This window comes from Rhizobium sp. 1399 (assembly GCF_031455475.1).
Classification (GTDB): Bacteria; Pseudomonadota; Alphaproteobacteria; order Rhizobiales; family Rhizobiaceae; genus Rhizobium.
Genome location: NZ_JAVDSU010000006.1, coordinates 33,741 through 60,598, shown reverse-complemented (window position 1 = coordinate 60,598; position 26,858 = coordinate 33,741). Strand labels below are relative to the sequence as shown.

At 58.2% G+C, this 26,858-nt stretch carries 17 protein-coding genes and 4 pseudogenes; 9 read left to right on the top strand and 12 right to left on the bottom strand.

Annotation, left to right across the window (positions count from 1 at the left end):
• Positions 1–328: 328 nt before the first annotated feature.
• From J2X71_RS19650 to vapB, 4 genes and pseudogenes are all read right to left on the bottom strand, one after another.
• Entirely contained in the window at positions 329–472 is a 144-nt protein-coding gene (locus tag J2X71_RS19650; protein ID WP_310384094.1) for a hypothetical protein, read from the bottom strand.
• A gap of 161 nt (positions 473–633) precedes the next feature.
• Positions 634–768, bottom strand: a pseudogene (locus J2X71_RS19645) (hydrolase); the annotation flags it as partial.
• A gap of 327 nt (positions 769–1,095) precedes the next feature.
• The gene (vapC, locus tag J2X71_RS19640) at positions 1,096–1,497 is read right to left on the bottom strand and encodes a tRNA(fMet)-specific endonuclease VapC (RefSeq protein WP_310384091.1); all 402 of its coding nucleotides are present in this window, start codon (positions 1,495–1,497) and stop codon (positions 1,096–1,098) included.
• Entirely contained in the window at positions 1,497–1,727 is a 231-nt protein-coding gene (gene vapB / locus J2X71_RS19635; RefSeq protein ID WP_113185894.1) for a type II toxin-antitoxin system VapB family antitoxin, read from the bottom strand. Before vapB ends, vapC begins: the two co-directional genes overlap by 1 nt.
• Before the next feature lie 578 nt (positions 1,728–2,305).
• Between vapB and J2X71_RS19630 the strand changes: the two genes are divergently transcribed.
• Positions 2,306–2,761 carry a 2'-5' RNA ligase family protein gene (locus tag J2X71_RS19630; protein ID WP_405049729.1) on the top strand — a complete coding sequence of 152 codons (456 nt, stop codon included), beginning with the start codon at positions 2,306–2,308 and terminating at the stop codon, positions 2,759–2,761.
• 110 nt (positions 2,762–2,871) lie between these two features.
• Positions 2,872–3,507: a maleylacetoacetate isomerase gene (gene maiA, locus J2X71_RS19625; protein ID WP_310384086.1), complete on the top strand. Its 636-nt coding sequence runs from the start codon at positions 2,872–2,874 to the stop codon at positions 3,505–3,507.
• A 207-nt stretch (positions 3,508–3,714) separates the two neighbouring features.
• Here the strand turns inward: maiA and J2X71_RS19620 are convergent, their stop codons facing one another.
• On the bottom strand, positions 3,715–4,338 hold the full coding sequence (locus tag J2X71_RS19620) for an HAD family phosphatase (RefSeq protein ID WP_310384084.1): 624 nt from the start codon (positions 4,336–4,338) through the stop codon (positions 3,715–3,717).
• Between the two features lie 784 nt (positions 4,339–5,122).
• On the opposite strand from J2X71_RS19620, the pseudogene J2X71_RS19615 reads away from it, so the two are divergent.
• Positions 5,123–5,251, top strand: a pseudogene (locus tag J2X71_RS19615) (IS6 family transposase); the annotation flags it as partial.
• Between the two features lie 81 nt (positions 5,252–5,332).
• On the opposite strand, the pseudogene J2X71_RS38110 reads toward J2X71_RS19615, so the two are convergent.
• The 5 genes and pseudogenes from J2X71_RS38110 to J2X71_RS19590 all read right to left on the bottom strand — a co-directional run.
• Positions 5,333–5,410: pseudogene (locus tag J2X71_RS38110) on the bottom strand (LysR family transcriptional regulator); the annotation flags it as partial.
• 144 nt (positions 5,411–5,554) lie between these two features.
• Positions 5,555–6,877, bottom strand: a complete 1,323-nt coding sequence (locus tag J2X71_RS19605; RefSeq protein WP_310384081.1) for an HlyD family type I secretion periplasmic adaptor subunit — start codon at positions 6,875–6,877, stop codon at positions 5,555–5,557.
• Positions 6,878–6,896: 19 nt separating this feature from the next.
• Positions 6,897–9,416 carry a cadherin-like domain-containing protein gene (locus tag J2X71_RS19600; RefSeq protein WP_310384079.1) on the bottom strand — a complete coding sequence of 840 codons (2,520 nt, stop codon included), beginning with the start codon at positions 9,414–9,416 and terminating at the stop codon, positions 6,897–6,899.
• Positions 9,413–11,176, bottom strand: coding sequence for a type I secretion system permease/ATPase (locus tag J2X71_RS19595; protein WP_310384078.1), 1,764 nt, complete (start codon positions 11,174–11,176; stop codon positions 9,413–9,415). Before J2X71_RS19595 ends, J2X71_RS19600 begins: the two co-directional genes overlap by 4 nt.
• A gap of 72 nt (positions 11,177–11,248) precedes the next feature.
• Positions 11,249–18,439 (bottom strand): peroxidase family protein, encoded by a 7,191-nt coding sequence (locus tag J2X71_RS19590; protein WP_310384076.1) that lies wholly within the window; start codon positions 18,437–18,439, stop codon positions 11,249–11,251.
• A gap of 318 nt (positions 18,440–18,757) precedes the next feature.
• Here J2X71_RS19590 and J2X71_RS19585 point away from each other — a divergent pair, with 318 nt between their 5' ends.
• Complete coding sequence (locus J2X71_RS19585) at positions 18,758–20,158, top strand: ATP-binding protein (RefSeq protein WP_310384075.1); 1,401 nt, start codon at positions 18,758–18,760, stop codon at positions 20,156–20,158.
• Here the strand turns inward: J2X71_RS19585 and J2X71_RS19580 are convergent.
• Positions 20,155–20,814 (bottom strand): response regulator transcription factor, encoded by a 660-nt coding sequence (locus J2X71_RS19580; protein ID WP_310384072.1) that lies wholly within the window; start codon positions 20,812–20,814, stop codon positions 20,155–20,157. The genes J2X71_RS19585 and J2X71_RS19580 overlap by 4 nt on opposite strands.
• A 441-nt stretch (positions 20,815–21,255) precedes the next feature.
• Here J2X71_RS19580 and J2X71_RS19575 point away from each other — a divergent pair, with 441 nt between their 5' ends.
• Positions 21,256–22,080, top strand: a complete 825-nt coding sequence (locus J2X71_RS19575; RefSeq protein ID WP_310384070.1) for a glycoside hydrolase family 16 protein — start codon at positions 21,256–21,258, stop codon at positions 22,078–22,080.
• Positions 22,081–22,306: 226 nt separating this feature from the next.
• Here the strand turns inward: J2X71_RS19575 and J2X71_RS19570 are convergent, their stop codons facing one another.
• Positions 22,307–23,197, bottom strand: coding sequence for a LysR family transcriptional regulator (locus tag J2X71_RS19570; RefSeq protein WP_310384069.1), 891 nt, complete (start codon positions 23,195–23,197; stop codon positions 22,307–22,309).
• Between the two features lie 78 nt (positions 23,198–23,275).
• On the opposite strand from J2X71_RS19570, the gene J2X71_RS19565 reads away from it, so the two are divergent.
• From J2X71_RS19565 to J2X71_RS19550, 4 genes and pseudogenes are all read left to right on the top strand, one after another.
• On the top strand, positions 23,276–23,605 hold the full coding sequence (locus J2X71_RS19565; protein WP_310384067.1) for a helix-turn-helix transcriptional regulator: 330 nt from the start codon (positions 23,276–23,278) through the stop codon (positions 23,603–23,605).
• A 72-nt stretch (positions 23,606–23,677) separates the two neighbouring features.
• A complete protein-coding gene (locus tag J2X71_RS19560) occupies positions 23,678–24,646 on the top strand; it encodes a GIY-YIG nuclease family protein (RefSeq protein WP_310384065.1) in 969 nt (322 codons plus the stop codon).
• 92 nt (positions 24,647–24,738) lie between these two features.
• Positions 24,739–24,903: pseudogene (locus J2X71_RS19555) on the top strand (L,D-transpeptidase); the annotation flags it as partial.
• Positions 24,904–25,210: 307 nt separating this feature from the next.
• Positions 25,211–26,365 (top strand): sulfite oxidase, encoded by a 1,155-nt coding sequence (locus tag J2X71_RS19550; RefSeq protein ID WP_310384064.1) that lies wholly within the window; start codon positions 25,211–25,213, stop codon positions 26,363–26,365.
• Positions 26,366–26,858: the final 493 nt, after the last annotated feature.

The following is a 26,858-nucleotide window of genomic DNA, read 5'->3' as shown; positions in this document are numbered from 1 at the left end:
TTCCCCATTCGGTGCTTCGGCGTATCGTCGTAGCCCTTGATTTCGATCTGTAGCCCGCGTTCTTCCAAACGTTCTTTCAGCCGTCCCTTGGCGATCAGCGCCATCTTCCGTTCCTTGATGCACTTTGCGTGTGATCCTATCTCCGGGGTATCTATTCCCCACTGGAACGGCACTCCTCCTCCCAGCAATCGCATTGGCTTCCAGTCGCAGCGCACGGTGTCGCCGTCGACCGCCGTCAGGCTGGCGCACTTCAACATAGCGGTGATCATTGTATCGTGGCGCCATGCCGCGGCCATCCACGATAATTTAGCGGTTGATGCTTCTTGCACTACCAGAGCGTGATTGCCTTATTCTCCTCAAAGCCGTAGCAGCCCCGTTGCGGGCAGCGCGTGCCGACTGGCTCCTCATGGTCGCAATAGTGTTCCACGATCACGTTTGCGCCGGGCGTTGTCGAATGGCCTTCGTTACACATTGATCCACGCCTTCCACAAAGTGGCCTGATGCTCGTCGGTCTAACCGGCTGACGACTGCGTGGGACTAGAAAAGCCCCATGTCATTGCGAATGCGCCGGACCGTCCGATCGATGAGCGACGGCTGCGTGCCACGCTCTAGGGCTCGGGGCCATGCCTGGCTCTAGGTCTTCATATGCCTGGCGGCAGCAACAATGGTCGCCCCGATATCCGCAAATCCGAGCCCCGCCGGCCTGGTCGAGATCCACCGAGGGGCATGGGGCAAGTGCGGCACTATCGGCAGGATATTGTTCACGCCGCGGCGTCACGCCCCCCCGTCGTTCTCGTCAGCAGCGGAATGCCGATTGCTGCTCGAGAGACAGGATTTTCTCGCTGACACAGGATGGCGACAGACCGCGACGCTTGCGGTCGCGCGGGAGCCCCCACTGTCGAGTTTGTATGGGCCCGAGACCGGGCCAGCAATTGCTATGGGCTCAGACCGCGGATCCGCTCACCCAGGAGAAATTCGATGCCACTCGGATGAACAATTGACAAAAGACCTGATGTGATGGGGTTCGCTCCGACAACCGCTGGTTAAATGCTTACTGCAATCCGCGAGATCCGGCTATGCGATTAATTATTTAAACTAGGTTGTCCAATCTTCCACTCGTAGCCCGGGCACGCGATCAAATTCCCGGCGGTTATTGGTAACCATAATCAGTCCCCGCGAGCGCGCATGTCCCGCAATCAATTGATCATATGGACCAATCGGAGTTCCGCTACGCGCCAATTCAGCTCGCAGTTGACCGCTATGGTTTGCTGCCATTTCGTCGTACGGCAATACCTCGAGACGCGCTACGAAGCCCTCCACAACGGAAAGGTTCTTTTCAGGACTGGCTGACCTTTCCGCTCCGTAAATCAATTCCATTAGGCAAACCGAGCTGATGCACAGCTGATCATGGGAACGATTAAACGCGTCTCGAACCTGCTGCGGTCGATTTTTGATCGTAAAAATGCAGATATTGGTGTCGAGCATGTACTTCAGCATCAAAATGCCTCACGCTCCTGCAAAGCAGGTTGATCACGCTCGCTCATGAAGTCGGATGTCGCCTCCGCTCCTTCAAACCAGCTGTCCCAGATCTCACCAGCTGGTGCAATGATACGAGTGCGTCCCACCGCAACGATGTCGACACGCTTTACATCATCAGGCAAAGCAAGCGCCTTTGGCAAACGGATCGCTTGGCTACGATTGCTTTGGAATACTGCACCCTGCTCCATCTGCACGTCTCCGAATTGCATTGATTATGACGTAACCTAAATGGCTCTCTTGATGGGATATGTCAATGGGATATACGACTTAGGTCTGCTACCCACCATGCGATCCATGCCGCACCAGACGCCTTCGCCTTGACTGGAATCGAACCGAAGACCCGCGCCTTAGATGCTAAGTGAATGCAGGCCCACCGAACCGGCGCACGGAGGCGGGGTACCTCGTAGCGTCCTTCTATGGGACCGCGTTACTTCGAGATTGTTGCCCCTGGCCCCCCGACCGCTAACGAAATCGTCACGGCACGCACCTAGATCCATTGAAATGCTCCACCGGCGAGGCAATTTCAGAATCGAATACGCTCAAGTCGGGTCGAGCGATCTTTCCGGCGGGGTGGGTAGAACTCAGTGCTTCGAGGGCGCCCGTGATCCAAACGAAAATTGACACTCTCTGGCTCAGACAGTGCTGCGCTTTTCACCTTCAATATTTTCCCGACACTCCGCTTCTATCAAAGCTCTGCGACTTGCAGAATCGCATCGAGCAGCAGAGTACCGCGCCGCTTCTGCGTGTCCCCCTTCAAAGCCTGCACATGACGGTCGTCACGTTGATCGACGCGAGGAGTCAATTTAGGGTTCCAAATCATGAGGTCTGGAAGCTGGAAGGCGCTCGATGGACAGAGATCATCGATAGGCTAGTTGAGAAGACGCCGCCGGTTGATCTTGAATTCAGCGAGGTAGCTACTTCGGAGGCCGCTGTCTTCATTAAGGCAAAAGAGCCGCCAGAATTGCACAGACTGCGTGCGGACATTTCACATGCCATCTGCTTCGAGGATTGGCGTCCGAGACCACCTCAGATCGCCCACATCACGCTGTTTAGGTTTCATGCTGCAAAATCGATATCAAAGGTCAAAGTGAACGCCCGATTTGTCCCGATAGCGGCCACAGTTCGATCTCTTCAATTGCTAGAGGAACTGGTTTATCCGAGTATCGAGATCACCAGGCTGAGTGCGCCGCTACTACTGGGCGTGTGGGATGAAGCTTCGTAAACGTACCGGCAAACGTCTTGTTTTACCCTCTCGGTCAGCTCGCCTAGCGCCATAGGCATTCTGATGATCCGACCAATATCAATACTCCGATCTTGAGGTGACCAGTCGCGATGCGTCTCATAAGCCGATGGCAGAATTCCGCAGGGGAGCGTGTGCGGATTGCCCTTCGCCTGAAGGGTATCGATTACACCTATATCCCAGTCAGTTCGCTGGAACACGGCCAATTTAGCGAGCTCAACCCGCAGGGGCTGCTGCCTGCACTCGATGTCGGCGGCCGCATCATCGCCCAGTCGGCCGCCATTCTCGATTATCTTGAAACGACGTTTCCGGAACCAAGCCTGTTGCCTGCTGATCCGGTGACCCGCGCTCAAGCGAAGGCATTCGCAGCCCTGGTCTCTTCTGAAATGCATTCCCTGACGGTGCAGCGGGTGAGACGGTTTCTGACGAATGAATACGGCGTCGACGACAAGGGCGTCGAGTGCTGGGTTCATCATTGGCTGACATTGGGCCTCGAGGCGCTGGAGGCCACGCTTAAGCAACGGGCAGTTCACTCGGTCTTCGCTTTTGGCGACCGCCCGGGCTGGGCCGATTTGCATCTCATACCGCAGCTCAGCGCGGCGCGCCGGTTGCAGTGCGATCTAAGCCCTTACCCCCAGCTCCTGGAAGTGGAACAGCATTGCGTTGTCCTTGACGCCTTTCGCATGTCACGCCCTGAAGCCCAGCCGGATTTCCCGTCTTCACCGTGATCGAGGAGGCGGCTTTACGGTGAAGGCGGGATCAGTTTACGTTCAACCGTCCGCTCTGGCCGGGCGCAATCCATAGCAGGATGTCGTTGGTGATGGATCCTATCCGACGTTGCGCTCCCACCTTGGTTTCAATGTTCATCGAGGCGCAGCGCAGCGACGATTATCCCGCGGATTGGCACCAGCGCGCCCGCAAAAGCAGGCGTCTCCTTACTCGAGAAGCCTGCCCTTGTTTTTCGAGCTCGCGGATAATGCGTTCTCCATCGTTCCGATCAGGTCGCTGATCTCTGCCATGGAAGAACATATACACGCTGCCCCGGCTTCTAAGAGGCGCGCCTGTAGAGCATCATAAGCATGCCCGCCACCAATAAATCCAACGGACCTCATTCCCGCGCGTCTTGCCGCTGTCACACCCGCGACGGAATCCTCGACGACAATGCAATCTGTCGGATCGAACCCCATTTGCGACGCAGCAAACAAGAATACATCGGGCGCAGGTTTCGAACGCTTGACCTGACTGACAGAAAAGACGTTGGCACTGACATGGTCGAGCATCCCAGTGCGATCCAGATTGTTCGTCAAGGCTATGAGTTCCGTTGATGACGCCACACTTACGTCGTGCCCATGGTTCCTGATCGTTGTTATCGCTTCCTGCGCGCCAGCCATCGCTTTCAACTCCGTTGCAAAGCGGCGGTCGCATTCGTGTAAAATGTCGTCAACCCAGCCATCCGGTAGGTTCAAACCGTGGTCTTCGGCGAGCTTCTGCCATGCCGTCCGATGGGGAATCCCCGCAAACCGTTCGGAAATAGTCGATGCGGTTGTTGGGTGGCCCAACGCGGTCAGAGCCTCAGCGTCGACCGTATGGACTCTGAATCGATCAGCACGCCGTCACAGTCGAATATTACCAGCATCCCGGCTCGTTCCTTTAAAAAAAGCCCATCTGATGATGGGTCCGTGACCCCACCCGACGCCAAGACCTAAGTGACAGATTTAGCCATAGTCCCCGCCTCGGGACCATCGACATATGTCAAGCGACAACAGAGATTGACCACTTGTTTCGCGTCGGACCCCACGCGCACTGTCGTCACGCTGAAGACTTGGCTTAACTATGCGAGGATCGCACACCGCCCGCTCCCGGCGGCGGGTCACTGGCGGAGCGAGGATGTCCGGGCCGATCTCTTGCTCGATCGGGAGTGGCCCTGCCTACCTCAAGGATGAAACGAGGCCGCCTCTGGTTGTTTCGGTCTTCGCGCTGAGGTTCATTGAACAACTCAATCAGTTTCCCGAGAAAGGAGAGCGACAGCAGATACGGGTTCCGCCGGCAGAAGCCTCATCGATGGTACAGGAGCCGGAGTTGAAGGGCTTGTTCCGACTGGTGCATTGGAGCCTGAATGGTTGATAGCGCCTGTCTGCATGAGGTGACTAGCTTAAGAGGTGTCGCAGGTTACCTGAACTTGCGTTCTGAGCGGTCGACAATTTAGGGCTTGAGATGGATAGAAAGAATTCGACGGCTACTAAAGAATCGCGCAAGTAGAGCGATTCCACATCTGTGCGGATTCAGCGCCCCAGAAGGTATTGCCAAGTTGTTTGACTTGTCTGCGTGGGCTATTCGAGCCGGATGAATATCCCGTGCCAAATGCCGCGCCTGAAAGGCTTTCGCTTTGCCCGTGACATCATCGCCTATGCGGCATGGGCTTATCATCGCTTCGCGCTCAGCTTTGCCCTCTGGCATGACTACACCGCAGAATTGACCGCCTGAGCTCGGTCCAGTTGATCGCGCGCAACTTGCTTCAAACAACTTGGCGATACTCTTGTGGCTGTTGCAAAACAACAAGCCGATATTCTCCACCGGCCGGATGAAGCCGAGATTGATGCGGCCGGCCTCGATATGGCGGATTATGTGTCCGATGTCAGCGGGTCTGCCGGAACAGTTCTTTTTCCGCGACTGCAGGAATCATCATCTGGATGGAACCATGCGCGGCTTCCCGGCAAACTCCTGCTACCTACTTGAACGGTAGACGGTTTCAGACCTCGGTGGGGGATAGCAAAATTACTCTTCACGGAACGCACGGTTGAATTGATCCGTCAGGGGTTTGGCGAGAAACGAGATCGCGGTTCGCTCTTCCGTGGAAACGAAGACTTCTACCGGCATGCCGGGAAGAAGCCTGTTGTCGTCAAGTTTGGCGAGCTCGGTTGCCGGCACGGCGACGTCGGCGAGGTAGAATATCTGGCCGGTCGCCGGATCGGTGCTTGTCGCCGCGGATACGTAGGCGACGCTGCCATGAAGCTCCGGCGTCGCGCGCTGGTTGAAGGCCGAGAAGCGCATTCTTGCCTCCTGACCGATCGAAATCTGGTCGATATCGGTGGGAGACAGTCTGGCCTCTATTTTCAGTGCTGCGTCGGCCGGTACGAGGGTCAGCAATTTTTCCGCCGGGGTAATGACTCCGCCGATCGTGTGGACGAAAAGCTCGTTCACCGTTCCCGATAGTGGCGCCCGGATATCGGTTCTCGCCAGCCGGTCCTCGACCGCGATGCGCCGCTCCCGCAATTCGGACAGTTTCGGTTCGACGACGCTGAGTTCGCGCTGAGCCTCGGTGCGGGCAGCCTCATCGATGGCGATGATCTGCACCTGGATTTCGCTCATCCGTGCTCTCGACCGGGCGATATTGGCCTGGATCTCACCGCTTTCGCCCGTCAGTTTGGCAAGTTCGCGATCGATGACATATTTCCGGGAGGTATCGATGAGCTTCTTGTCGGCAAGGCCTTTGATCTTGCCATGTTCGGTTCGGACCAGTTCGAGTTCGTCGTCCTTTGCATCATACTGGGCGATGAGGCCTTTCAGTTCCTCTTCGAGCTGGGATATGCCGTATTGGAGCTGTTGTTTCTGGTTTTGCCTGTTGCGGCGGTTTCCATCGAAAAGACGGCGCTCGCCGGATGAGATCAGTGGAAACTCGGTGACGAAATCAGGTTCGAAGCTGATTTCGTCCTGATTGTCCCGCTCGGCGACCAGCCGTGCCTGGCGCCCCGTCAGCTCGATAAGCTGGGTCTTGACGATCGACAATTCAGCACGGGTCTGGGCATCGTCAAGGCGCAACACGATCTGCCCCTTGGTGACGATGTCCCCCTCCTTGACGGCGATTTCACTGACGATGCCGCCATCGCGATGCTGGATCGCCTTCAGGTTACGATCGACCTTGATGGTGCCCGATGCGATGATCGCGCCCCGCAACTGGGTCGTGGCGGCCCATCCGCCGGCACCTGCGAAGAGCAGGAAACCAAGCGCGACACCGGCAAGAACACGCGTTGCGACTGGGAACGTATTGTTCGTTTCGGGCGATTGCCCAAGCTGGGTGTTTAGTTGTTTTTGAGGCACGTCTTTTCTCCCCCGGCCATCATGTGTTCTCGACGATCACGAGGAGATGGTGCCCCGTCAGATTGATCGTCATTTCGTAATGCTGATCCTTGTCCATATCGACTTCGATGAAGGTGCGGCTCATCTCGTCCGTTCCCTCATGGCGAACGCGGATCGGCAATGGTTCGACGTCGGCCTTGTCGCCGTAGATCTCCTCGAAGCGATCCTCCAGCCCGTCCATGACCTCTTCGAAGATCTTGTATTTGGACACGTCGATACGGTCGCCGACCATGAAATCCAGGATCTGATGGACGACTGCGGCGCTGTCTTCACCGGCCGGAACGGTGAACTCGAACATGTCCTCACCCGCCCCGCCTTCGATGACAGCGGCCACCGGACCAACGCGGACAATGTCGTTACCGGCTCCGCCGACGACCTTTTCGAATCCACCGACGGCATCATAGCCCACATCGAAGCCGGTGGCCGTACCCGTGTTCAAATCGATGAGCACAGCATGGGCGGCCTGCGAATAATCGATCGTGTCGAAACCATCGCCTCCCTGGAAATCGTCATCCGACGCATCGGCGGCCGCGATGACGATATCGTCGCCGCCTCCGGCCGAGAGGCATTCGGCGGCGTCTCCATCGCGCAGCATATCGTTACCATCGCCCGTCTTGATGATTTCGAAGTTGCTGATCCCGTCACTGCCAATCTCCTCACCGGTTACGTCGGCAGCATTGAGGTCGACGACAACGGACATAACAGCTGCGGAATAATCGAGCGTATCTATGCCGTCTCCGCCGTCATAGCTGTCTGCTGCACAATCAAGGTCGCCTGTGACGACGTCGTTACCATCACCGGCTTTGACAAGGTCCGCACCGTCGCCGCCACAGAGATGATCATCGCCAGTATTGCCGTGCAACTCCTCAGCCTCTGCGCTGCCGGTGACCGAGTCGTCGCCCGCGCCAGCGCGAACGATTTCGAAATTCGCGATCGTGTCGGCACCGATCTCGGTGCCGGAGGCGCTGCCAGCGGCCAGATTGATCTCGGCCACCTCGGCAAGTGCCGAATAGTCGAGCGTATCGATCCCTGTCCCGCCGTCATAGGTGTCGTCTGCACGGTCGGCATCACCGGCGACCGTGTCGTTACCATCGTCTCCCCTCACCGTATCCTGGTCGCTGCCACCGCTCAGGACGTCGTTTCCCGCACCGCCACTGAGATTGTCGGTGCCGGTTTGTCCGAGAAGGATATCGTCGCCGTCTCCGCCGAACAGGCTGTCATTAGCGCCTTCACCCTCCAGAACGTCATTGCCGGCATCGCCGTTCAGGGTGTCATTGCCGTCGCCGCCATGAAGAATGTCGGCATCGCCGCCGCCGCTCAGAAGATCGTCCCCGTCATCCCCGAAAATGCTATCACGGCCTTCTTCGCCATACAGGCGATCGTTGCCATTGCCTCCGAAAATGTGGTCGTTACCCAGGCCGCCGAGAACAATGTCATGACCGTTGCCCGCAAAGATCGTGTCATCTCCACTGCCTGCGACGATGTTGTCGTTTCCATCCCCGCCATTGATGGTGTCGCTGCCGCCTCTCGCATCGATATTGTCATTGCCCCCCAGCCCGTCGATGTCATCGCCGCAACTGGTGCCAACCAACAGGTCATCGCCATTCGTACCGATAATGGGTGCGGGCTTGACGACGGAGAAACTGGCTGTCTGCACGACGGAAGCCATGCCGTCGGTAATCTGATAGTGGACGGTCACGGGGCCGAGTCCGTCGGCCTGATATGTCCAACCGCCGGTTGTCTGTACGAGCCTGCCCGAAGAGACCGTAATATCTTTGACCGACAGCGGGTCGCCATCGGGATCGAGGGTCCCTCTCAGGAGATCGGCAAGACCGATCAGCGCGATGGCGCAACCGGAAACATCGGCAAGCGCGACGGGAGTGCCGGCGCGCGGCGCGCGGTTGGGCGCCTTTTCCGGGGCTGGCGGAGGCTTGACCTCATCTCGCTCCGGTGCAGCCTCTGAAGCCTGGCTTGGACCTGTCCATGTATGGTCATCCGATATGCGGAAAGGGGCTCTCGATATTGGCTTCGAAGCCTTCCAGGCATTGTCGTTCGACGCGTGGAAGGACACCGAAACTCCACCTGATGTTTTCAGGAGGCTCAGACTTGGCAGGCTGAGCCTGTTGAATTCTATCGGTGGAGAGTCCTCCAGTGGATGACTTATGGCGTTCTTATAATTGGAAAGCTGCACACCCCCCTTCTTTCCAGTTGGCGCCTTTTCTTCCTCTTCGGTTTCTTGCGGCGCGATTGCGCCAGTGGAAACCGGATCGATCGGCGACAACCCCTCCTTGGGATCCGGGGTTGGCCTCGGTTCCGTCTCGCCGATCGGAAGGGCCTCCGGCTGGCTGGACAGTGCACTCTTCAGATAGAGCGCAAATCCCGTCAGAAAGAGCGTCATGAACATCGGCACTTTCGAAAGCTTGTCCTCATTCTTGAAGACATAACGATCGTGCGGGTCGTCTTCTTCCTTGACGGTTTTGGTTCCCTTTACCTCGATCATTCCGACATCCTCGCCATGATGCGCGAGCCGACCTGTGTTGCGGCCGCAGGTTTGCTCCCAGTGTCCGCCACCGATGGTTTGAGGATGTCGTCCTTGGGTCCGAACGCCACCATCTTTCCATTCTGGATAACGGCAACCATGTCGACGGCCGCGAGTGCACTCGGCCGGTGAGCGATGACGATCGCGATGCCGCCCCTGGCGCGAACCGTTTTGATCGTCTGTGTGAGCGCCGTTTCGCCCTCGCCATCGAGGTTCGAATTGGGCTCGTCCATGACCACGATGAAGGGATTGCGGTAGAGCGCCCTCGCAAGGCCGATACGCTGCCGCTGCCCGGCTGAAAGAGAGACGCCTTGAGGTCCGAGTGCGGTACGGTAGCCATCGGGCATACGCACGACCATTTCATGAATGCCGGTCGTTTGAGCGGCCTCGACGATCGCGCGGGGATCGACTTCTGGCTCGAGGCGCGAGATGTTTTCTTCGATCGACGCATCAAGGAGCGCCACATCCTGTGGCAGATATCCGACATGCTGGCCAAGATCCGTGTCCGACCATTGCGTAAGTTCGGCATCGTCAAGCCTGACGCTGCCGCGAAGGGTTGGCCACACGCCGGTCAAAGCACGTGCGAGCGTCGTCTTGCCTCCGCCACTCGGCCCTATGATGCCGAGCGCTTGTCCTGCAGCGATCTCGAAGCTGACTTCGCTGAGGAGCACCCGTCCGGAGCCGGGTGCCGCGACCGTTATCTTTTCGACTTTCAGCGAGTGCTTCGGCGCCGGCAGTGCCATCGGCGGAACGACGCCCGAAAGGGCGATCACCGTTTCCTTCAGTCTGTTGAAGGCCGTTCTGGCTGCGACAAAGCCCTTCCAATTGCCAATTGCCAGATCGACAGGCGCAAGGGCACGTGCCGAGGCAACGGAAGCCGCAATGATTGCGCCTGCCGACAACTCTCCCTGAATCGTTAACCAGGCGCCGAGGCCAAGTACAGCCGACTGCAGGATCATCCGCAGCACGCGGGATATTGCCCCGAACGTGCCGCTGATATCGTTAGTGCGCGTTTGCAGTTCGAGATGGTCCTGATTGGCGCGGTTGAAACGATCGACCGCGCGCCCTGCAAAACCCATCGCCTTCAGGATGTCGGCATTGCGGGCATTGGAATCGGCGATCGCGTTGCGCTCTATCCCCGACTTGTGCGTGGCGCTCGCCAGACGACGGGTCATCAGTTCCGTTGCGATCGTCAGCATCGAGAGGATGAAGGCGCCGGCGAAGGTGAGCGCACCGAGATAGGGGTGAAGCATATAGACGAAGAGCAGGTAGAGAGGCACCCAAGGCAGGTCGAACAACGCAACCGGCCCCTGGCTGCCGAGAAACGAGCGCACGGTATCGACGTCACGTCCCCGCTCGAGCGCTTCGGCTGTCGAAAAGCCGAAGCGGGGCATGTCGATTGCGACCTGATGCGCCATGGGGGCGATCCGACTATCGAGCCGCGCACCCATCCGCACCAGAATTTGCGATCGAATGATGTCGAAAAATCCCTGGAAGAGGTAGAGGCCGATTGCCAGTGCCGACAGCCCGAGCAGGGTCGGAACGCTGCCGCTGGTCAAGGCGCGGTCATAAATCTGCAGCATGTAAAAGGAGCCGGTCAGCGCGAGAACATTGATCACCCCTGACGTAATGAAGAGGAATACGAAAATTCCTCTCAGTCCGTGGGTCAGCTTCTCGATCTCTTTGCGCTTGGTGCCGGTCAAGGGAGTTTTAGGGCGCATGTCATTCACCACTTCTTGCTGATATTGGACTATGCGGCGTGCCGGAGAAGCCGGCACGCCGCATTTCGCGCTTTACAGGTTGAAGTCCGTAGTGGTGAGGTTGTGGTTCCCCTTGATGCTGAGGCGAAGTTCGGCGCTGCTGTCGCCGTCCACGCTCCCCTGCACCACGGTATAGTCGCCGTCGTCACGCGTTTCGTGGGTGACGATCAGTTGCGCAGCACCACTGAGTGTGGAGCCGGCCACCAGCGTGAAGGCCTGATTTCCGGAGACGCCATTGTTTGCATCCGTGCCGCTCAGGTCGATTTTGTCTCCCGGCTGGAAGCCAAGGATCGTATCGCCGTCTGCATCCTTTTCGGAATTGAACACGAACTTGTCGTTTCCGGCACCGCCGTCGATGATGTTGACGGACGCATTGGCAGTGATCGTGTCGTTTCCGGAGCCCGTGACGACATTCTCCATATTCCAGAGCGTATCGCTGCCCGATTGGCTGCTGGATGCACTGCCTCTGCCCATGAAGCCGCTGCCGAGGTCGACCGTTAGGTTGGCGGTGATCGCCGCCATATCCAGCGTGTCGCTGCCGGCATCGCCATAGTAGATGTCATCGCCGTCGCTGGCTTCGGCGACGAACATATCGTTGCCGCTGCCGCCATGAGCGGTGTCGTTGCCGGCACCGGTCTGGATCATGTCGTCGCCGGCATCGCCGAAGACGCGGTCGGATCCGGCATCGCCGTAGAGCATGTCGTTGCCGGCGCCGCCCATGAGGTCGTCGTTGCCGGCGCCGCCGAAGACCATGTCGTTGCCGGCCTCCCCGCTGAGCAGATCGTCGCCGTCATCGCCGCGCATGATGTCGTTTCCGGCACCGCCGGTGGCCACGTCATTGCCGGCGAATGCAACAATCATTTCTCCGCTTGCCGTGCCAAGGAGCACATCGGCAGCCGCAGTGCCGGCGATCGGAGCTCCGGTCGACGGTTCGGGAGCTGGCGTATCGTCTTCACCAGTGACGGTGTCGCTGAACTGCGGCAGGCCACCCTCGCTTGTGAAATGAATGCTGTGCTGGCTGCTTGTCATTGTCGTCACGCCGTTCGCATCGGTCGTGATTTCATAATCGTCGGCAGTTGCGCCGGCGGGCAGTTCGATGACGTCCTGCGGCCGCAGGGTGCCGACGATCGTGTCGTTGCCGCCGTTCGAGCGAAACACGATGCGATGCGCCGAGGTCAGGGCCGAGATGTCGACCGTATCGTCGCCGGCATTGCCGTCGATGGTAATCGTACTGAAGTTCAGGCTAGTGAACGGCGCATTGAAGTTGCCGATAACCTGGATCGTATCGCCGTTGCTTGTCCCCCCGTCCGGCACGTTCGGATTGTTACCGTTATTGGCCGTCGTATTGAGCGTATTGACGCTGATCTCCTCGATATTGTCGAGCTCGGCGATGACGGTCGTTGTTGCTCCGACCGTCCGAGTGATGACAATCTCGGTAAGGGCACCGACCACCGTAATGCCGGCTGCGACGGCTGCCGATCTTTCATAGATGCGGAATGTTTCGGTCGTTCCAGCCACCCCGTTTACGATGAAGGTGTCGGTGCCGCCGGCCTCGCCATTGACCATGTCGAAACCATCAGTGCCACCCGCAGCGTTCCAGGTGATAGTGTCATTGCCGGTACCTGCGAGAATGATGTCGTCTCCGGTGCCGCCGCTGATAGTGTCGTTGCCGTCGCCGGCATTGATATTGTCATTGCCGCCGCCGCCGGTGATGGTATTGGCGCCGGTATTGCCGACGATGATATCGTTAGCACCGGTACCGGTAATATCTGCGGTCGTAACCCGGTTGATGGTAACGGTGGCAGGATCGGTCAGTGTGCCGTCGCTGCCGGTATAGGTGAAGGAGCCGCCGGCCACCGCATTGTCGGAGAGGGTAATAATGCCTGCTCCCAATGTGGGGCCTGATGCGAGGCCGTTGGCACCGCCCACCGCCGTGATCGTCACCGCCGAACCTTCCGGATCCGTATCGTTGGCGAGCAGAGCTGCATGCGAGATCGTGAACGCGGTATTTGCGGCCACGTTTGTGATGACGGTGTCGTTGTTGGCGACCGGCGCATCGTTGGTCGCCGTGACATGGACGGTCGTGGTGGCAACCGTGCTTGAGAGCAGACCGTCATTGACGGTGACTTGCAGGACGCGGTCGACGGGTGCCGGGTTGTCCGAGTTGTTGGCGTACCGCACCTGCTGGATCGCCGTTTGATAGGAGGTGAGCGAGGCATTGCCGGTCAGTGTCAGGGTGATCTGTCCGGCAACGCTATTGTCGACCGACGATGTGATGCCGCCCGGCAGACCGCCAAGCACCGAGAGAACATCGCCGGCGCTGGCGTTGGTTAGCACGACGCGGGCCGAAGCAATGCTTGCGCCGTCATCAGTGATCAGGGCACCCAGCGCGATGGCGACGGGAGTACCATTTTCGGTGTAGTTCGTCTCGTAATTGTTGCCGGGCGCGCCCGGAACAGGTGTGACGGTATCGACCTCCGTAAGGATGTTGACGTTGTCGACGAAGAAGGTCTCGCCGGCCTCGAAATTGCCTGCAGTAAGGAAGCGGATCTGGGTATTCGCTCCGATCATGTTTGCGGGAATGGCCATAGAGAAGTTGCCGGTCGCATTGCCGCCAAACGTTTGCAGGGTCGTCCATGGGCCGTTTGTGGTGTTGCGTACCTGGATCGACACGGTCTCGCCGAAGTCGAGGTTGTCGCCCTCCCAGGCGAACGACAGGGTCGCCCTGGTGACGCCCGTAAGGTTGACCGCACGAGCAAGAGCCTCGCCGCCATCAATGCCCGGATTGAATTGTAGTCTGCCGCCGGCGACATTGATCTCACCAGTTGTCGGGCTACCGTCATCGCCGGTTTCGGTCCAGTTTCCTCCCCAGGCCGACGAGCCATTATTGTTGTTGTAGGCATTGATACCAAACGTATCCCGGTACGCTTGGGCCACTGTCAGCGTGCTGGTGGACGTCGTCGGACCGTGGAGATCCAGCGTCGGTGCCGACAGCGAGATGTCCTGATCGGTGAAGTCCAGGATTTCGACGTTACGGATGGTGTCCGTACCGTCGGTAGCCAGTCCGCCGGTATGGGCCACAGTCACGGTGCCGTTTGGATTGAAGGTGATGTCGTATTCGGCTCGCGCGCCGGAGAATACGGCTCTGTCCACATCGGCGATGCCATCGCTGTCCGGTTGGTCGTTGCTGTTCCGGATCGTCCGGACGATCGCCAGCTGAGCGGGATTGATCGTGCCGTTGAACATGGCGGCTGCCAGCGTCGTCATGCTGTTGTGCAGGGCGATCGGCTGACCGGCATGTTCCGTGTCCCCGGGTGCGAAGACACCAATCTGCACGTCGAGCCACTTGTCGCCGTCGATGATGTCGTCGCCGGCCTGGCCGGTGATGACATCGCTGCCGTCGCCGCCAAGAATGATGTCGCCGGAGCTATATCCAATGACACCAGCTCCGAGAACTTCCTGCAGGCCAGCAATCAGGGCGATGCCTTCGGCGTCGAGAGCGCTACCCTGGTAGCCTTCGGTACCCCCTTGAAGCGTGGGAAGCCGATCGGCGGCGAGAAGGTTCGTACCTTTCAGAACGTCGTTGAAGCGAGTGCCCGACAGGCCCTCGACGGATTCATATTCATCGAGCGCGGCGTTCTGCGGCAGTGTCGGAGCTTCGTCGAAGATGATGGGTATCGACAAGTCGGCGTTCACGAAGTTCGGGTTGTCCTTGTAAGTCGCCCAGTCAAAGCCGGACATGCCAACCATCTTGCCGCGACCGGCGCTGCCGACGAAGATTTCGTTGCCGCCTTCGCCGATGAACTCATCGAAGCCGCCATCACCCAGGAACACGTCATGGCCGTCGATCTCGTCATGCGAGAAAATTTCGTCGAAGTTGTCGCCAGGCGCACCGTCGAACGTGCCGGTTTCGATCCAGTCATTGCCCTCGTTGCCGAGGATACGTTCGGCATTCTTGTTGCCATAGATGAAGTCGTTGCCGGTGCCGGCGAAGACTTCCGAGCCCATGTCGGTGCCCAGGAAGATGAAATCCTGGCCGTCATTGCCCATCACCAGGTCGAGACCGGGACCGGCGTGAACCACGTCATTGCCCTTGCCGGCCTTGATATTGTCGTCGCCGCCGCTGTCGACGATAATGTCGTCGCCGTCGCCACCATTGATGATGTCGTTGCCGAACCCGCCTTCCAGCCGGTCGTTGCCGCCATCGCCGAACAGTGTGTCGTCACCGATGCCGGCAATGATGGTGTCGTTGGCTTCGGTACCGCCCATGACCACATGATCGCCGCCGGTGTAACGCAGGTAGTTGGTGTCTGCGCCGGGAGTTGCCGGATTGTTGCGGATGACGAGCTGCGTAAGGATGCCGTCGCCGAGCGGATCGGTGCTTTCGAGCGTGCCGTCGCCATCGAGATCGTTGAACTGCCGGGCCTGATTGACCTCGAGAATGAGGCCGGGGGTCGAGAAGACGTCCGACGGCAGATGGGTGGCATCGGTATTGCGCATGATCATCGCCGCGAAGGAGTTGTTCTCCATCTCGCCGAAGAGATGCAGGCCATCGAGGCGCTGCAGGTAGTAGAAGCGGTCACCGTTCTGCAGCTTTTCCATCTGCATTTCGAAGACGAAGTTGAAGGTCGAGCCCAGCATGCCGCCGAAGGGCATGATCGCTTCCGCCAAACCACCGATCCAGAGGTCGACATTGTTGAGACCGCCAAGCGTACCACCAGCATAGGCACCCGTCGCGTTGAGGAAGTCGAGACGGTCTGTCGGGACGGCGAGCCCGCCGACCGATACGCCGGTGATGACGGTGAGCGCGGCGTTGCGCTTGCCTTCAAGTGTCGTCTGGCTCTCAATCAATGAATGTGTGCCATAGGCCGCGACGAAGTTGATGATCGAGGCCTCGTGCTTCAGATGGCCGGCAAAATCCACCCAGCTTTCATAGGGCTTGAGCAAGACATCCTGATTGGTGGCATTATAGAACTGCGTACGGGCCGCATTCAGCGACGGTACGCCTGTGTCGCGGCCGCGGGCCAGGTTGATGGTGGCAAGATCGAGCGGCAGGCCGAGCAGGTTGTTGCGCAGCGCACTGGTGACGAACTCGTCGATTTCGTTGCCTGCCTGACGTGTCATGCCGCGGACGATAGCGCCGGCCGTGATATCCGCATCGACGGTCGACGTGCCGCCATTATTCTCGAACTGCAGCGGATTGAGGAAGCCTTCGATCAGCCCGATATGGTCAGGGTTGAAGTTCGGGTCGAAGCGATCGATCGACTCGGTCAGCATCGAGTGACCGAAGCGGTAGACCACATGCGCGAACTCGGCGACGATCGACGGATCGATCGTCACGTCGAAGCCGTCGGGAACCAGGAATACGTTGATGTTCGGCTGGATCTTGCGGGCGAATTCTTCGAACACGAGATGTTGGTACTGCATCTCGGTGCCGAACTTGGCGGCCTGGAAAAGGCGCTCACCATCCCAGACAAGACCTGCCGCACTGGCCGGAACCTCACTGACGTCGTTAATCAGCCATTCGTTCAGGAAGGCCACGGCTTCGGCCTGCGACGCACCGCCGTCCAGCATCGCAACGGCATCTGCGAACACCACTTCCTGAGTGTGCTCGACTAAGCGGTTGTGTTCCGAATGGAACACATGGTGCACGGCTGTCAGGCCGATATTTTCGTTGGCACGGCCATCGCCGGCGACATAATGCGCATCGAGCAATTCGTTGTCGTAGACGCCGGGCTCGTTGCCGGGGTTTTCAAGTCCGATCTCAATGTCACCATCGGCCAGTCCGTCCGGCACCGCGTTATGCGCGATATCGGCCAGGAACGCATGGCCTGTCAGGACAGCATTTGCCGGAACGAGGACACCCAATCCTCCGTTGGCAGCGGGGTTGCCTTCGACGAGGCCCGTTGTCGTCACCATCTGAGGATAGCCATTGGGGCCTCGGATGAATTCGCCATAGGGGTCGGTGGCCAGCAACGGAATATTGCCGACATTGGCGTCGACAAGCTGGATGCCCAGCATGGAGGCGGCTTGCGCCTTGAGATCAGCCCAGGTTGCCATGCCACCGTTGCCGCCCTCGATGAGTTTGCCCGTCGAAACGGGGTCGCCGGCAGCATTGAGCGTATAGGCCCGAAGGAAGACTTGATGAGACGGATGGGACGTGTAAGTCTGGTTCTGGTCGACGAACGATGTCGTCGTGTTGACCGGGCGATCGGTGTTGTCGGCGGCTTCGTTGACAGCCGTCAATGGGTCGTCATTCAAAATCCCATCGGCGCCGGGGCCGGCAAGGGTCGCGCGGGTCAGCACCATGAAGTTGGTATCGCTGCCCTCGACGTAAAGCGGATCGTCGGGCATCAGCGGAATGAACACGGTGCCATTACCGCCCTTGGCGACGAGGTCGAGACCGTGATCGAAAAACTGGCCGAACAAGGTGAACCACGAATTGAACGGTGCCGACAGCCCTTCATCGGGGGCGGCATTGGTGATTACGACGTTGACGCCATCGAGCTCGACGCCATTGGCATCGAGCAGTGTCATCAGAGCATCGTCTGCGGCATCGAGATTTGCCTGTGCGGTAGCCAAGTTGGCCGCAGTCTCAGCTGCAGCGTCCTGCAGAGCCTGGTTGTTCGGGCTTGCGGAGGCGGCGGCTTGGGCCTCGGCATTCAGGCGTTCGGCCGTACCCACGGCGTTGAACAGTGGGCGCAGCGGCTCATAGGCGGCAGTGATTTGCGCAGTGACCGTCATCTGCTGCGCCGCCGGAACAATGCCGGCGCGCTGCAGAGCCGTCAAGATCGCAGAGGGATTGCCGAGCGTTTGGTCGACGATCAGGTTCGAGATGGTGCGGACATAGGGGTCGAAGACGTCGCCGGCGCCGGACGGGCCGGGGCCATCATTGTCGACTGTCGGGTTGTATGAGACGGGAACCAGAGCGCCACCGGGGCCGGCAGGCACCATGATCGTCTTGAACTGTGTGCCGAGGGGTTCCGGGAATTCATTGTCGGCAGCACCCCACTCTGGATGCAGCGGATTGTTGTAGGTACCGTCGACCGTGCGCAGGCCCCAGGAAAGATTGTAGGTCGGGATCGACCCGCCGGGACCGAAGAGCGGCTTTGCGACATTGTTCGGATCGCCGGTCGATATGCCTTGCCGGAAGGCGGCGTCCGCTTCCGCGATTTTGATCTGTTTCAAGATGAAATCGAGATCCGACCGAATATAGGTGACCATTTTATTCCCCCCTTGGATTGTCCAGAAACCGCTATCGTTCCGGCAATGCTTTTTCCCCACCCTGCATTCGCAGGCGTCGTCTGCTTTGCTGCAGTTTTCTGTTGGGGTTCCGGAGATGAGATTGCGGAAACCAACAGAAAATCTTCAGCATTGTCTGCGACGATCAGATAATGTCTTCAGGCAAGGCGAGGAGATAGTTCCAAAGGTCCGCTGACATTCATGGACTTTGGTCTTCGGGAGGCCGGGACTTTGGGCCCGGAAACAAATGTGACTTACGTCCCTGTTAGGAAGAGCTCTGGCGGCCGGGGATCCGGGTTCTTGAACTATTGGCATGCCCTTGATCTGACCCAGCAATTTTTGATTGTTGCCGGGCTGGTCATCTGTAGTTCAATGGCAATTCTTGGCGAATGGCTGAACGGACAGATTGCTGCAAATCAATTGAGAAGCCGGGCTGAATCCGGCGCCCTTTACATGGAGGGCTTCCTTGCCCGCCACGTCGACGGCTTTGCAAATGATCCCCAGGTTGCCGATACCCGCCGCAAGGAACTCGACGATCTACTGATCGGCACTGACCTCGCACGCCGAGTGGAAGGCTTCAGGATCTGGCGCAATGATGGGACGATAATCTACAGCACCGACAAGTCGTTGATCGGAAAGGTGTTTCCTTCGCCGGATCTCAAGCGGGCTTTTGCGGGTCAGGTCCTCGCGCAACTTGAAACTGGCCACAACGATGGTGAAGTCCATGGAGCGAAGGTTGCCAGACCCCTCATCGAAATCTATGCGCCGATCTACCGCTCCGGCACGCGCGATATCATCGCCGTCGGAGAGCTTTACGAGGACGCTGCCGAATTCGTCGTTCAGCGCGGTCGGGTGCAGCGTCAGACATGGGCAATAGTCGGTGCAACGACACTCGCCATCATGGCGTTGCTGTATCTCATCGTCCGACGAGCGAGCAATATCATCGCCAATCAAAAGATGACGCTGAAGGCCCGGCTTGCTCAGGCACAGGCGCTGGCGGAGCAGAATACCGAGCTTCGCAAGGCGGCCGACAGGGCTCGAATGGACGCAACGAAGTCCAACGAGCAGCTCCTGAACCGGATCGGCGCTGATTTGCACGATGGTCCCGTTCAGCTGCTCAGCCTGCTGATCCTTAAACTCGGGGGGTCTTTAGAGGCGCCCATCCGATCAAGGATGACGTTCGATAGTGCGTCCGACGTCACAGAGGTCGATCTTGCTCCCTCGCATATTGCAGGTCAGGTCCTGGCGGAGCTGCGAGAGCTTTCGACCGGGCTGATAATGCCGGAGATCGAATATATGTCGCTGGAATCGGCCTTGCGCATGGCGGTCGATCAGCACGAATATGCGACGGGTTCGAAAGTCACATCGGAATATGACGGGCTGCCAGTGGGTGTCGCGCATTCGCTGAAGATCTGTCTTTACCGCGTCGTGCAGGAAGGCCTCAACAATGCTTTCCGGCACGGCGGCGGGCGCGACCAGCGGGTGTCGGCGTCAGCAGAGCCGTCGGCTATCACCGTTGTCATTGCCGACGACGGCCCTGGTTTTGAAATGAGCAGCGCAAAAGGGGGGCGCAGGCCACTCGGACTACAGGGTATTCGCAACCGAGTTGAAGCCTTCGGTGGTAGAGTGGAGATCCGCAAGCGCGCCCGCTCCGGAACGGAGCTTCAGGTCGTGGTACCGATGGAGGGGAATGGCATCTAGTGGCGTTGGATAGGATCGGTGCCGCCCTCAAGCTTCTGCGCGGCAAGTAATACTTCTAGGCGATTTCGTGCATTCAACTTCTGCATGAGGATAGTCATATAATTTTTAACGGTCTTCTCGCCAATCTGCAGGTCGGCCGCGATCTGCCGATTTGTGAAGCCCCGCAGCAACATCCTTATGATCTGACCCTCGCGTATGCTGAGCTTTACTTCCGTGCCTGTCATCTTTTTGAGGGAGGCTATCTTAAGTTCTTCGATGACCTTGCAGGCGAAGGCAGGGGTAATAAACATATCGCCGCGGTGGACGGTCGCGATGGCTTGAAGGAGCTCCTGTGCGCTACTTCCTTTGAGGACGTACCCGCTTGCGCCCGCGTTGAGGGCGCGCACGGCATAATCGCTGCCTGTCATTGCCGTGAAGACCAAGATCTTCGTCCGGATTTTTTCGACAAGCTTCGCGATCACGTCGAAAATGTTTCCCGGCATCATCAGGTCGACGATAAAGACGTCAGGTGCCAACCTCAGGCCGATGTCCAATATATCGTCCGCGCTCGATCCAGTTGCCGCAACAGAAAATGTGGGTTGCTTTCTAAGGATTTCAGTTAACCCAGCTAGCATTAGAGGGTGGTCGTCAACTAGCGCTACCGAGATTGGACACATCTTATACGCCCCTGTACAAAATAAACATATAATTGATATTCCGAAATTAATTTCATGTCCATCTACGCATTTCTAAGTATTGCTATTCATGGCAAAGTAAACATAGAGGATGATCTGGGAAGAGCTACGACAAAGTGGCCTACTCTCGCCGTGTCGGCAGTGAATTCACCTGTCGGCAAGCGAATGGTCAAGAAGCAGCAGACTGCGGGCGCCGTTGCGGCAGCCTGAACCGAACGTGCCCCGGATATTCAAACCGAAGCCGCCCCGTGTGCATGCCGCCTGACCCCCGAGAATTTACCGGTCTCAAGCATTTATGTATCGAGCATCATCTCATAGGCCGTGGTGGGTGAAAGGGCTTGAATTTTGCTACCGTCCTGTTTGGGTTGGTTTGAGCAAGTCAAAGGATCCAGTAAAAACGAATAACGACGAAAGGAAGCTGATGTGAGTATCCATACTGTCGCCCGCATGTCCTTCGCGGTTGCTTTCTCGCTATACGTCACACCGCTCCTTGCGCAGAGCAATTCAGTGCCGAGCGACTATCGGCTTGTCTGGTCGGACGAGTTCAATGGGAACGGCCTGCCCGACCCGCAAAAGTGGGTGTACGACACAGAAGCCAACAAGACCGGCTGGTACAACAACGAAAAGCAATATTATGCCGTCAAGCGGGTCGAAACCACCAAGGTGGAAAACGGTAAGCTCGTCATCACCGCTCGCAAGGAAAGGCTGACGACGGCGTCAGACTACGGCGGACAGGCCTATACATCTGCGCGTCTGATCACACGCGGCAAGGCTAGCTGGACCTATGGCTACTACGAAATCCGCGCCCGCCTGCCCTGCGGCGCCGGTACCTGGCCAGCCTTCTGGATGCTCGGTCCCGGCGAGATCCCCTGGCCCGACAATGGCGAAATCGACATCATGGAGCAGGACGGCAACGCCCCGAGCAAAATCACCGGTACCATCCATACCAAGGCCACTGAGGGAACATTCGGCATTGGTGGTGAAACCACCATCCGCGATGCCTGCGGCAAATTCCACACATACAATTTGACCTGGACGCCGAAGGAGATTTCGATCGGCGTCGATGAGCGCGGCTACTTTAGTTACCAAAATCCTGGCAAGGGTACGAAAAACTGGCCGTTCGATACGCCGCATTATCTGCTCATCAACCTGGCAATCGGTGGCGACATGGCGGGCAAGATCAACGACAAGATCTTCCCCGTCAGCATGGATATCGACTACGTCAGGGTGTATCAGAAAGCCGACTGAACCCTTGCGGCAATGCCGCCCTCCTTGGCGCCTCCGGGAGGTCAGCCATGCCGATTGCTGCCGGTGAAGCCGGTTTGGCGAGAGCCGCGCGACACCTGCTGCATTCGCAGAAAATATCTGCCTGCCGCCAATCAAGCGGGACCAACTGCCCCACGACCGAGTGTTCCGCTTGCAGGCCGGGCTCGCGACAGTCCGAACCTTCGCAGTCGACGACCGGCCCCTCCCCTCACCTGCCCGGCCGCGCGAGCGATCGTGCGATATCGATGATGTCGTCGCGTGAGGCGGTCGGATCCTCCCGGTTCCAGGCGACACCAAGCCCGATCTTGAAATCGATCCCCCGCACCTTCTTCAGCTCGAAGCCGCGGTTGGGCAGATCCTGTGTCCATTCCGGCACGAAGCCGATGCCAAGCCCGGCCGAGACGAGCGACACTAGCGAAAAGGTGTCGTCGCATGTATAGGCGACATTGTCGGTCAGATCGTGTTCCTCGAACTTTTCCGCGAAATAGCGCTCGCTGTAGGAGAGGTTCTGACGGGAAAACGAGATGATCTTCTCACTGCGCAGATCCTCGAGATCGATCTCACTCTTCAATGACAAAGGGCTCTGCTTGGCGACGGCCAACAGATAACGTTCATGGGCAATCGAGAAGAAGCGCAAGGAGCCGATATTCTCCACCGGCCGGATGAAGCCGAGATTGATGCGGCCTGCCTCGATATGGCGGATGATGTCGTCGGTGGTGCCGCTTTCGATATGCAGGCGGATATCGGGATATTTGCGGGCAATGCGCGACAGGAAGGACGGCAGCACGCCGATGGTGGCGGGATAGACCGTGCCGATCGCGATTCTCCGCGCCGTCTTGCCGGCCACCGACCGGGCGATCTCGGCTGACAGGTCCACCTCGCTGAGGATCCTGACCGATCGTTCGTAGAAGGCCGCCCCTGCCCGCGTCAGCTCCACCCGCCGTGTCGTGCGCAGCAAGAGCTGCACGCCGAGTTCCTTCTCGAGCGCCATCACCTGGTTCGACAGTGCCGGCTGGGCGATATGCACCTTGGCTGCCGCCCTGCCGAAATGCAGCTCCTCGGCCACTGCAACGAAGTAGGATAGCTGGCGTAGTTCCATGATGCCCACGTTTTGTTCTTTAATTTCACAACGTATTGTACATGGACCCGTGGTGCCCGTCATGAACAAAATGTGGGCATGGAGACTTTTTCTTCGAACCTCAAAAAGCGAGCCGAACAGCTTGGAATTTCAAACGCCGAGGTCGCTCGACGCGTCGGTTTGAGTGAACGCAGATATGGAAATTACATCTCCGGAACCAGGCAGCCGGATCTCGCTACGCTTGTAAAAATATCGTCGGTTCTGATGACAAGTCTGGATGAACTCCTATCAGACAAACCAGAGAGGGCCACGAAAAGCGCCAAGCAAAAACTCCAAGAACGCATCTCGTCAGCGGCCGAGGCTTTGAACGAAGATGACCTTGCGAGGGTGGCGATCATGCTTGATGCTTTGGCCGCAGCACGATCGTAGAGCCGAGACGTTTGGTGGAATAGCGACCACTCAGAGATTCGGTAGAAGTCCCTTTCTAGGCGACTTTTTAACATGCAAGACCTCGATAGTTCCTCATCGATCTGGCTCACTGGTTTCTGGGGCTTCGCTCCTGAAGAGGAAGGCGTTCTAGGTTTCACGGACAGAAAAGATCGAGACCGATTGTTTGGGCTCATCGGAGACCGGCAGTTGGTTTGCATCTACGGTGCTGCCAGCCCTGAGACAGATACAAGGCTGGTCCACCAACTTTTGGGCATCCTTGAAGTCGAAAAAACGCCCATCGACTCCTGGGAAAAGATGAGCGAGGCCGCAAAGCGTCGAAACATAGCCTTGGGCCGTCAAGACAAGTGGCGGTTTGCGGTGCCCGTGCGCAGGGCATGGCGCACGAGCCACGCCTTGGACATCAAGCAAGTTTTTCCAAATAGCTACGACTCGGTGAACGGCCGCTACATCGCAAGATTTGGGACGTGGTTAGCCGCTGACGAAGCACATTGGCTATTTGAGAAAGTTCCCTTCAGAGAAACAAGTGTGTTTGGCGAGCCGCCGCGAAAGACGGGAAATGGTTCGGCTGGGACTATGCCGTTATCGAAACTCCTCAAGCCATCACATGGTATCTTCGGCGCGTTCGGAGATCGGGCATTTGAAGTTCAGGACAGGCCGCATGACCTTTACCTTGCGCACTTCCCATCTTCGCCGGAGCTTCTTGCTGCTCGTCCGGTGCCTCGGGGTTTTGGGCTCGTTAAAATTGGCATCAGCGGTGATCTAAAGAATCGCTTGAAAGCGCTCAACATCAGCTTCCCCGAGACTTCAAAGATTGGCTGGAAAATAATCCGAAAAGCTAGATTCGGTGATCGTTCAGGCGCCGCAACTGCAGAAACTGCCTTTAAAACTGCAGCAATTGAAGGACTCGGTGCGAAGTCGCTGGGAAAAGCATTCTTCATCATGGAAATGGAGAAAGCCGAATTGCTATTCAACAAGCTTTCACCAGTCAGCGGGCTCGACCTCAGAGTTCGAGGGCGGTGATCCTCTCTACACCGTTCTTAGCGCTTTCCTGCCATAGTGCCGCCACAGAAATTCCGCCCAATCATGCTTGTATAACAGGCGGATGGCATAAAATGAGATTGCTGGCATTCCTCGCTGCGGCCCTTTTGCTGACGGTCTTCAACGCTCAAGCCCAGGTCTACGAGCCGTACGACGATTACGACGGCTACTATTATGACGATCCATATAGCCCTTATCCGCCACCTCCCCCTTACTATGAGCCAACGCCTCTCTTCCGGACCTTTGCTGGTGATGACGCGAGGACGCGTCTCGGCCAAAGCAGCCTCGCAGTCGATCCTGAATATCGACGCTTGCCTTGAACTCGGCGATTCGACGGCTATGGACTCTTCTCTTGTAAAGGCGCAATTTTGAAATAGGAGACGCAAGCTAGAAAACCGTCCGGCGCTGCATGTTTGAATGCGCAACTGACGCTTGACCTTGCTCCGAAAATTTCCGGGTGAGGTAAGACATTGTGCGCATATCCGTGCCCAGGCTGCGGCGGATGGCCCGCTGCAGTTCGTTCCGGATGCATGTGGAGGGAAAACCATGCCTGTTCTTCAACGCAGAGAATTCATCGTTCAGGGAAGCGCGGTTCTCGCCGGAATCGCGGGTCTTTATTCGCCGCTGGCCTACGCTTTTCCGACGCGGCCGGGCGAGAAAGTCATTCCATGGCTCGATCAGCCGACGGAAAGTCCCGATCCGGTAGGGATTCAAACCCAGCTTGTCTGGGAGGATTTGGACGCCTTCATAACTCCGAACGACAGGTTTTTCAGCATCTCGCATTTCGATCGACCGACGATTGACGACAAGGCCTGGTCCCTCGACATCGGAGGGCTGGTCAAGAAGCCCTTGAAACTGACGCTCGCCGACATCAAAGCGCGGCCGCGGCAGGAGGTAGTTTTCACCGTGGAATGCTCCGGCAACCACGGCTTCCCCTTCTTCACCGGCGGCATAGGCAATGCCCGCTGGGCAGGCACGCCGCTTGCCCCGATCCTCCAGGAAGCCGGGGTCCTTGATAGTGGCATCGAGGTCGTCTTCTTCGGCACCGACAAAGGCGAGGTCACGATTCGCGACATCAAGATGCAACAGAACTTCGCTCGCAGCATGTCGCTCGCCGACGCGATGAACCCCGACAACCTGCTCTGCTACGAAATGAACGGGGCGCCCCTGCCTGCCCCCAGCGGTTTCCCGCTGCGGCTGATAACTCCGGGCTGGTACGGGATCGCCAACGTCAAGTGGTTGAAGGGCATCGAGGTTCGCGACACCCGCTTCATGAGCCTGCTGATGGGCCGCGACTATGTCACCATCCGGGAGGAAGAGCACAACGGCGAGACCGTGTGGGCCGAGACCTCGGTCGGCCGGGCCTTGCTGAAATCCGCGCCCGCGAAGGTCACGCGCAACGACTCGGGTCACCGGGTCGTCGGCGCAGCCTGGGGTGCACCGATCGACCGGGTCGAACTGAAAATCGATCAAGGGCCCTGGATGCCGGCAGTCATCGATCACAGCGAGGAGGCCGAATACGCCTGGAAGATTTGGTCACTGGATTGGCCAAATCCCTCGCCTGGAGAACACACGGTGACCTCGCGCGCGATCAGTACCGCAGGGCAAATTCAACCGGCGATGGACGATCCCTTGATCGCCAAAAAGCACACATACTGGGAAAGCAATGGCCAGGTGACGCGCCGCATCCGCATCGTTTGAGAAACGTTGCTGCCTCGCACGTCGGCTGCTGAGTGAACGGAACGTTCCACCGAGAACCCCTCGCTTAGGATTGCGACATTTCAGGAGAAAGGCTAGCGGCCCTTCCGCTAGTCTGCCCCGTCTTTTTTTGCCCGCTCGATGAATTTCGCGGCGACTGCTTTGCCAAGTGCGGCACCGGCCCCGGTTGTCCATTTCATAGTGGATGCCGGCCCAGATGCGGGAATCGCCCGCTTCCTTGCCGACCGTTCGGATGAACTCCGCCTGGTCGGGGAACAGATAGGCAAGCACCTCGCATCGGGCAGTCGACAACGTGGAGTGATTCGACGGATAACTGGGATGGGCCGGCACTGCGAACAGGGGAGTGATGCTCGGGTCAAGCATGTTGGGTCGCAGGTACCAATAAGCGTATTTCCCGTCGTTGCTTGCAATGTAGGCGTCGTAGTAGACCGTTGCGAGCATCGCGTAAGCCCGTGCGGCGCGCGGAGGGTTCGAA

What these genes read in the sequence shown, in the direction of transcription:
- J2X71_RS19650 (WP_310384094.1), bottom strand. Translation starts at nt 472, where the DNA reads ATGTGTAACGAAGGCCATTCGACAACGCCCGGCGCAAACGTGATCGTG.
- vapC (WP_310384091.1), bottom strand. Translation starts at nt 1,497, where the DNA reads ATGCTGAAGTACATGCTCGACACCAATATCTGCATTTTTACGATCAAA.
- vapB (WP_113185894.1), bottom strand. Translation starts at nt 1,727, where the DNA reads ATGGAGCAGGGTGCAGTATTCCAAAGCAATCGTAGCCAAGCGATCCGT.
- J2X71_RS19630 (WP_405049729.1), top strand. Translation starts at nt 2,306, where the DNA reads ATGACGGTCGTCACGTTGATCGACGCGAGGAGTCAATTTAGGGTTCCA.
- maiA (WP_310384086.1), top strand. Translation starts at nt 2,872, where the DNA reads ATGCGTCTCATAAGCCGATGGCAGAATTCCGCAGGGGAGCGTGTGCGG.
- J2X71_RS19600 (WP_310384079.1), bottom strand. Translation starts at nt 9,416, where the DNA reads ATGATCGAGGTAAAGGGAACCAAAACCGTCAAGGAAGAAGACGACCCG.
- J2X71_RS19595 (WP_310384078.1), bottom strand. Translation starts at nt 11,176, where the DNA reads ATGCGCCCTAAAACTCCCTTGACCGGCACCAAGCGCAAAGAGATCGAG.
- J2X71_RS19590 (WP_310384076.1), bottom strand. Translation starts at nt 18,439, where the DNA reads ATGGTCACCTATATTCGGTCGGATCTCGATTTCATCTTGAAACAGATC.
- J2X71_RS19580 (WP_310384072.1), bottom strand. Translation starts at nt 20,814, where the DNA reads ATGTGTCCAATCTCGGTAGCGCTAGTTGACGACCACCCTCTAATGCTA.
- J2X71_RS19570 (WP_310384069.1), bottom strand. Translation starts at nt 23,197, where the DNA reads ATGGAACTACGCCAGCTATCCTACTTCGTTGCAGTGGCCGAGGAGCTG.
- J2X71_RS19565 (WP_310384067.1), top strand. Translation starts at nt 23,276, where the DNA reads ATGGAGACTTTTTCTTCGAACCTCAAAAAGCGAGCCGAACAGCTTGGA.
- J2X71_RS19560 (WP_310384065.1), top strand. Translation starts at nt 23,678, where the DNA reads ATGCAAGACCTCGATAGTTCCTCATCGATCTGGCTCACTGGTTTCTGG.
- J2X71_RS19550 (WP_310384064.1), top strand. Translation starts at nt 25,211, where the DNA reads ATGCCTGTTCTTCAACGCAGAGAATTCATCGTTCAGGGAAGCGCGGTT.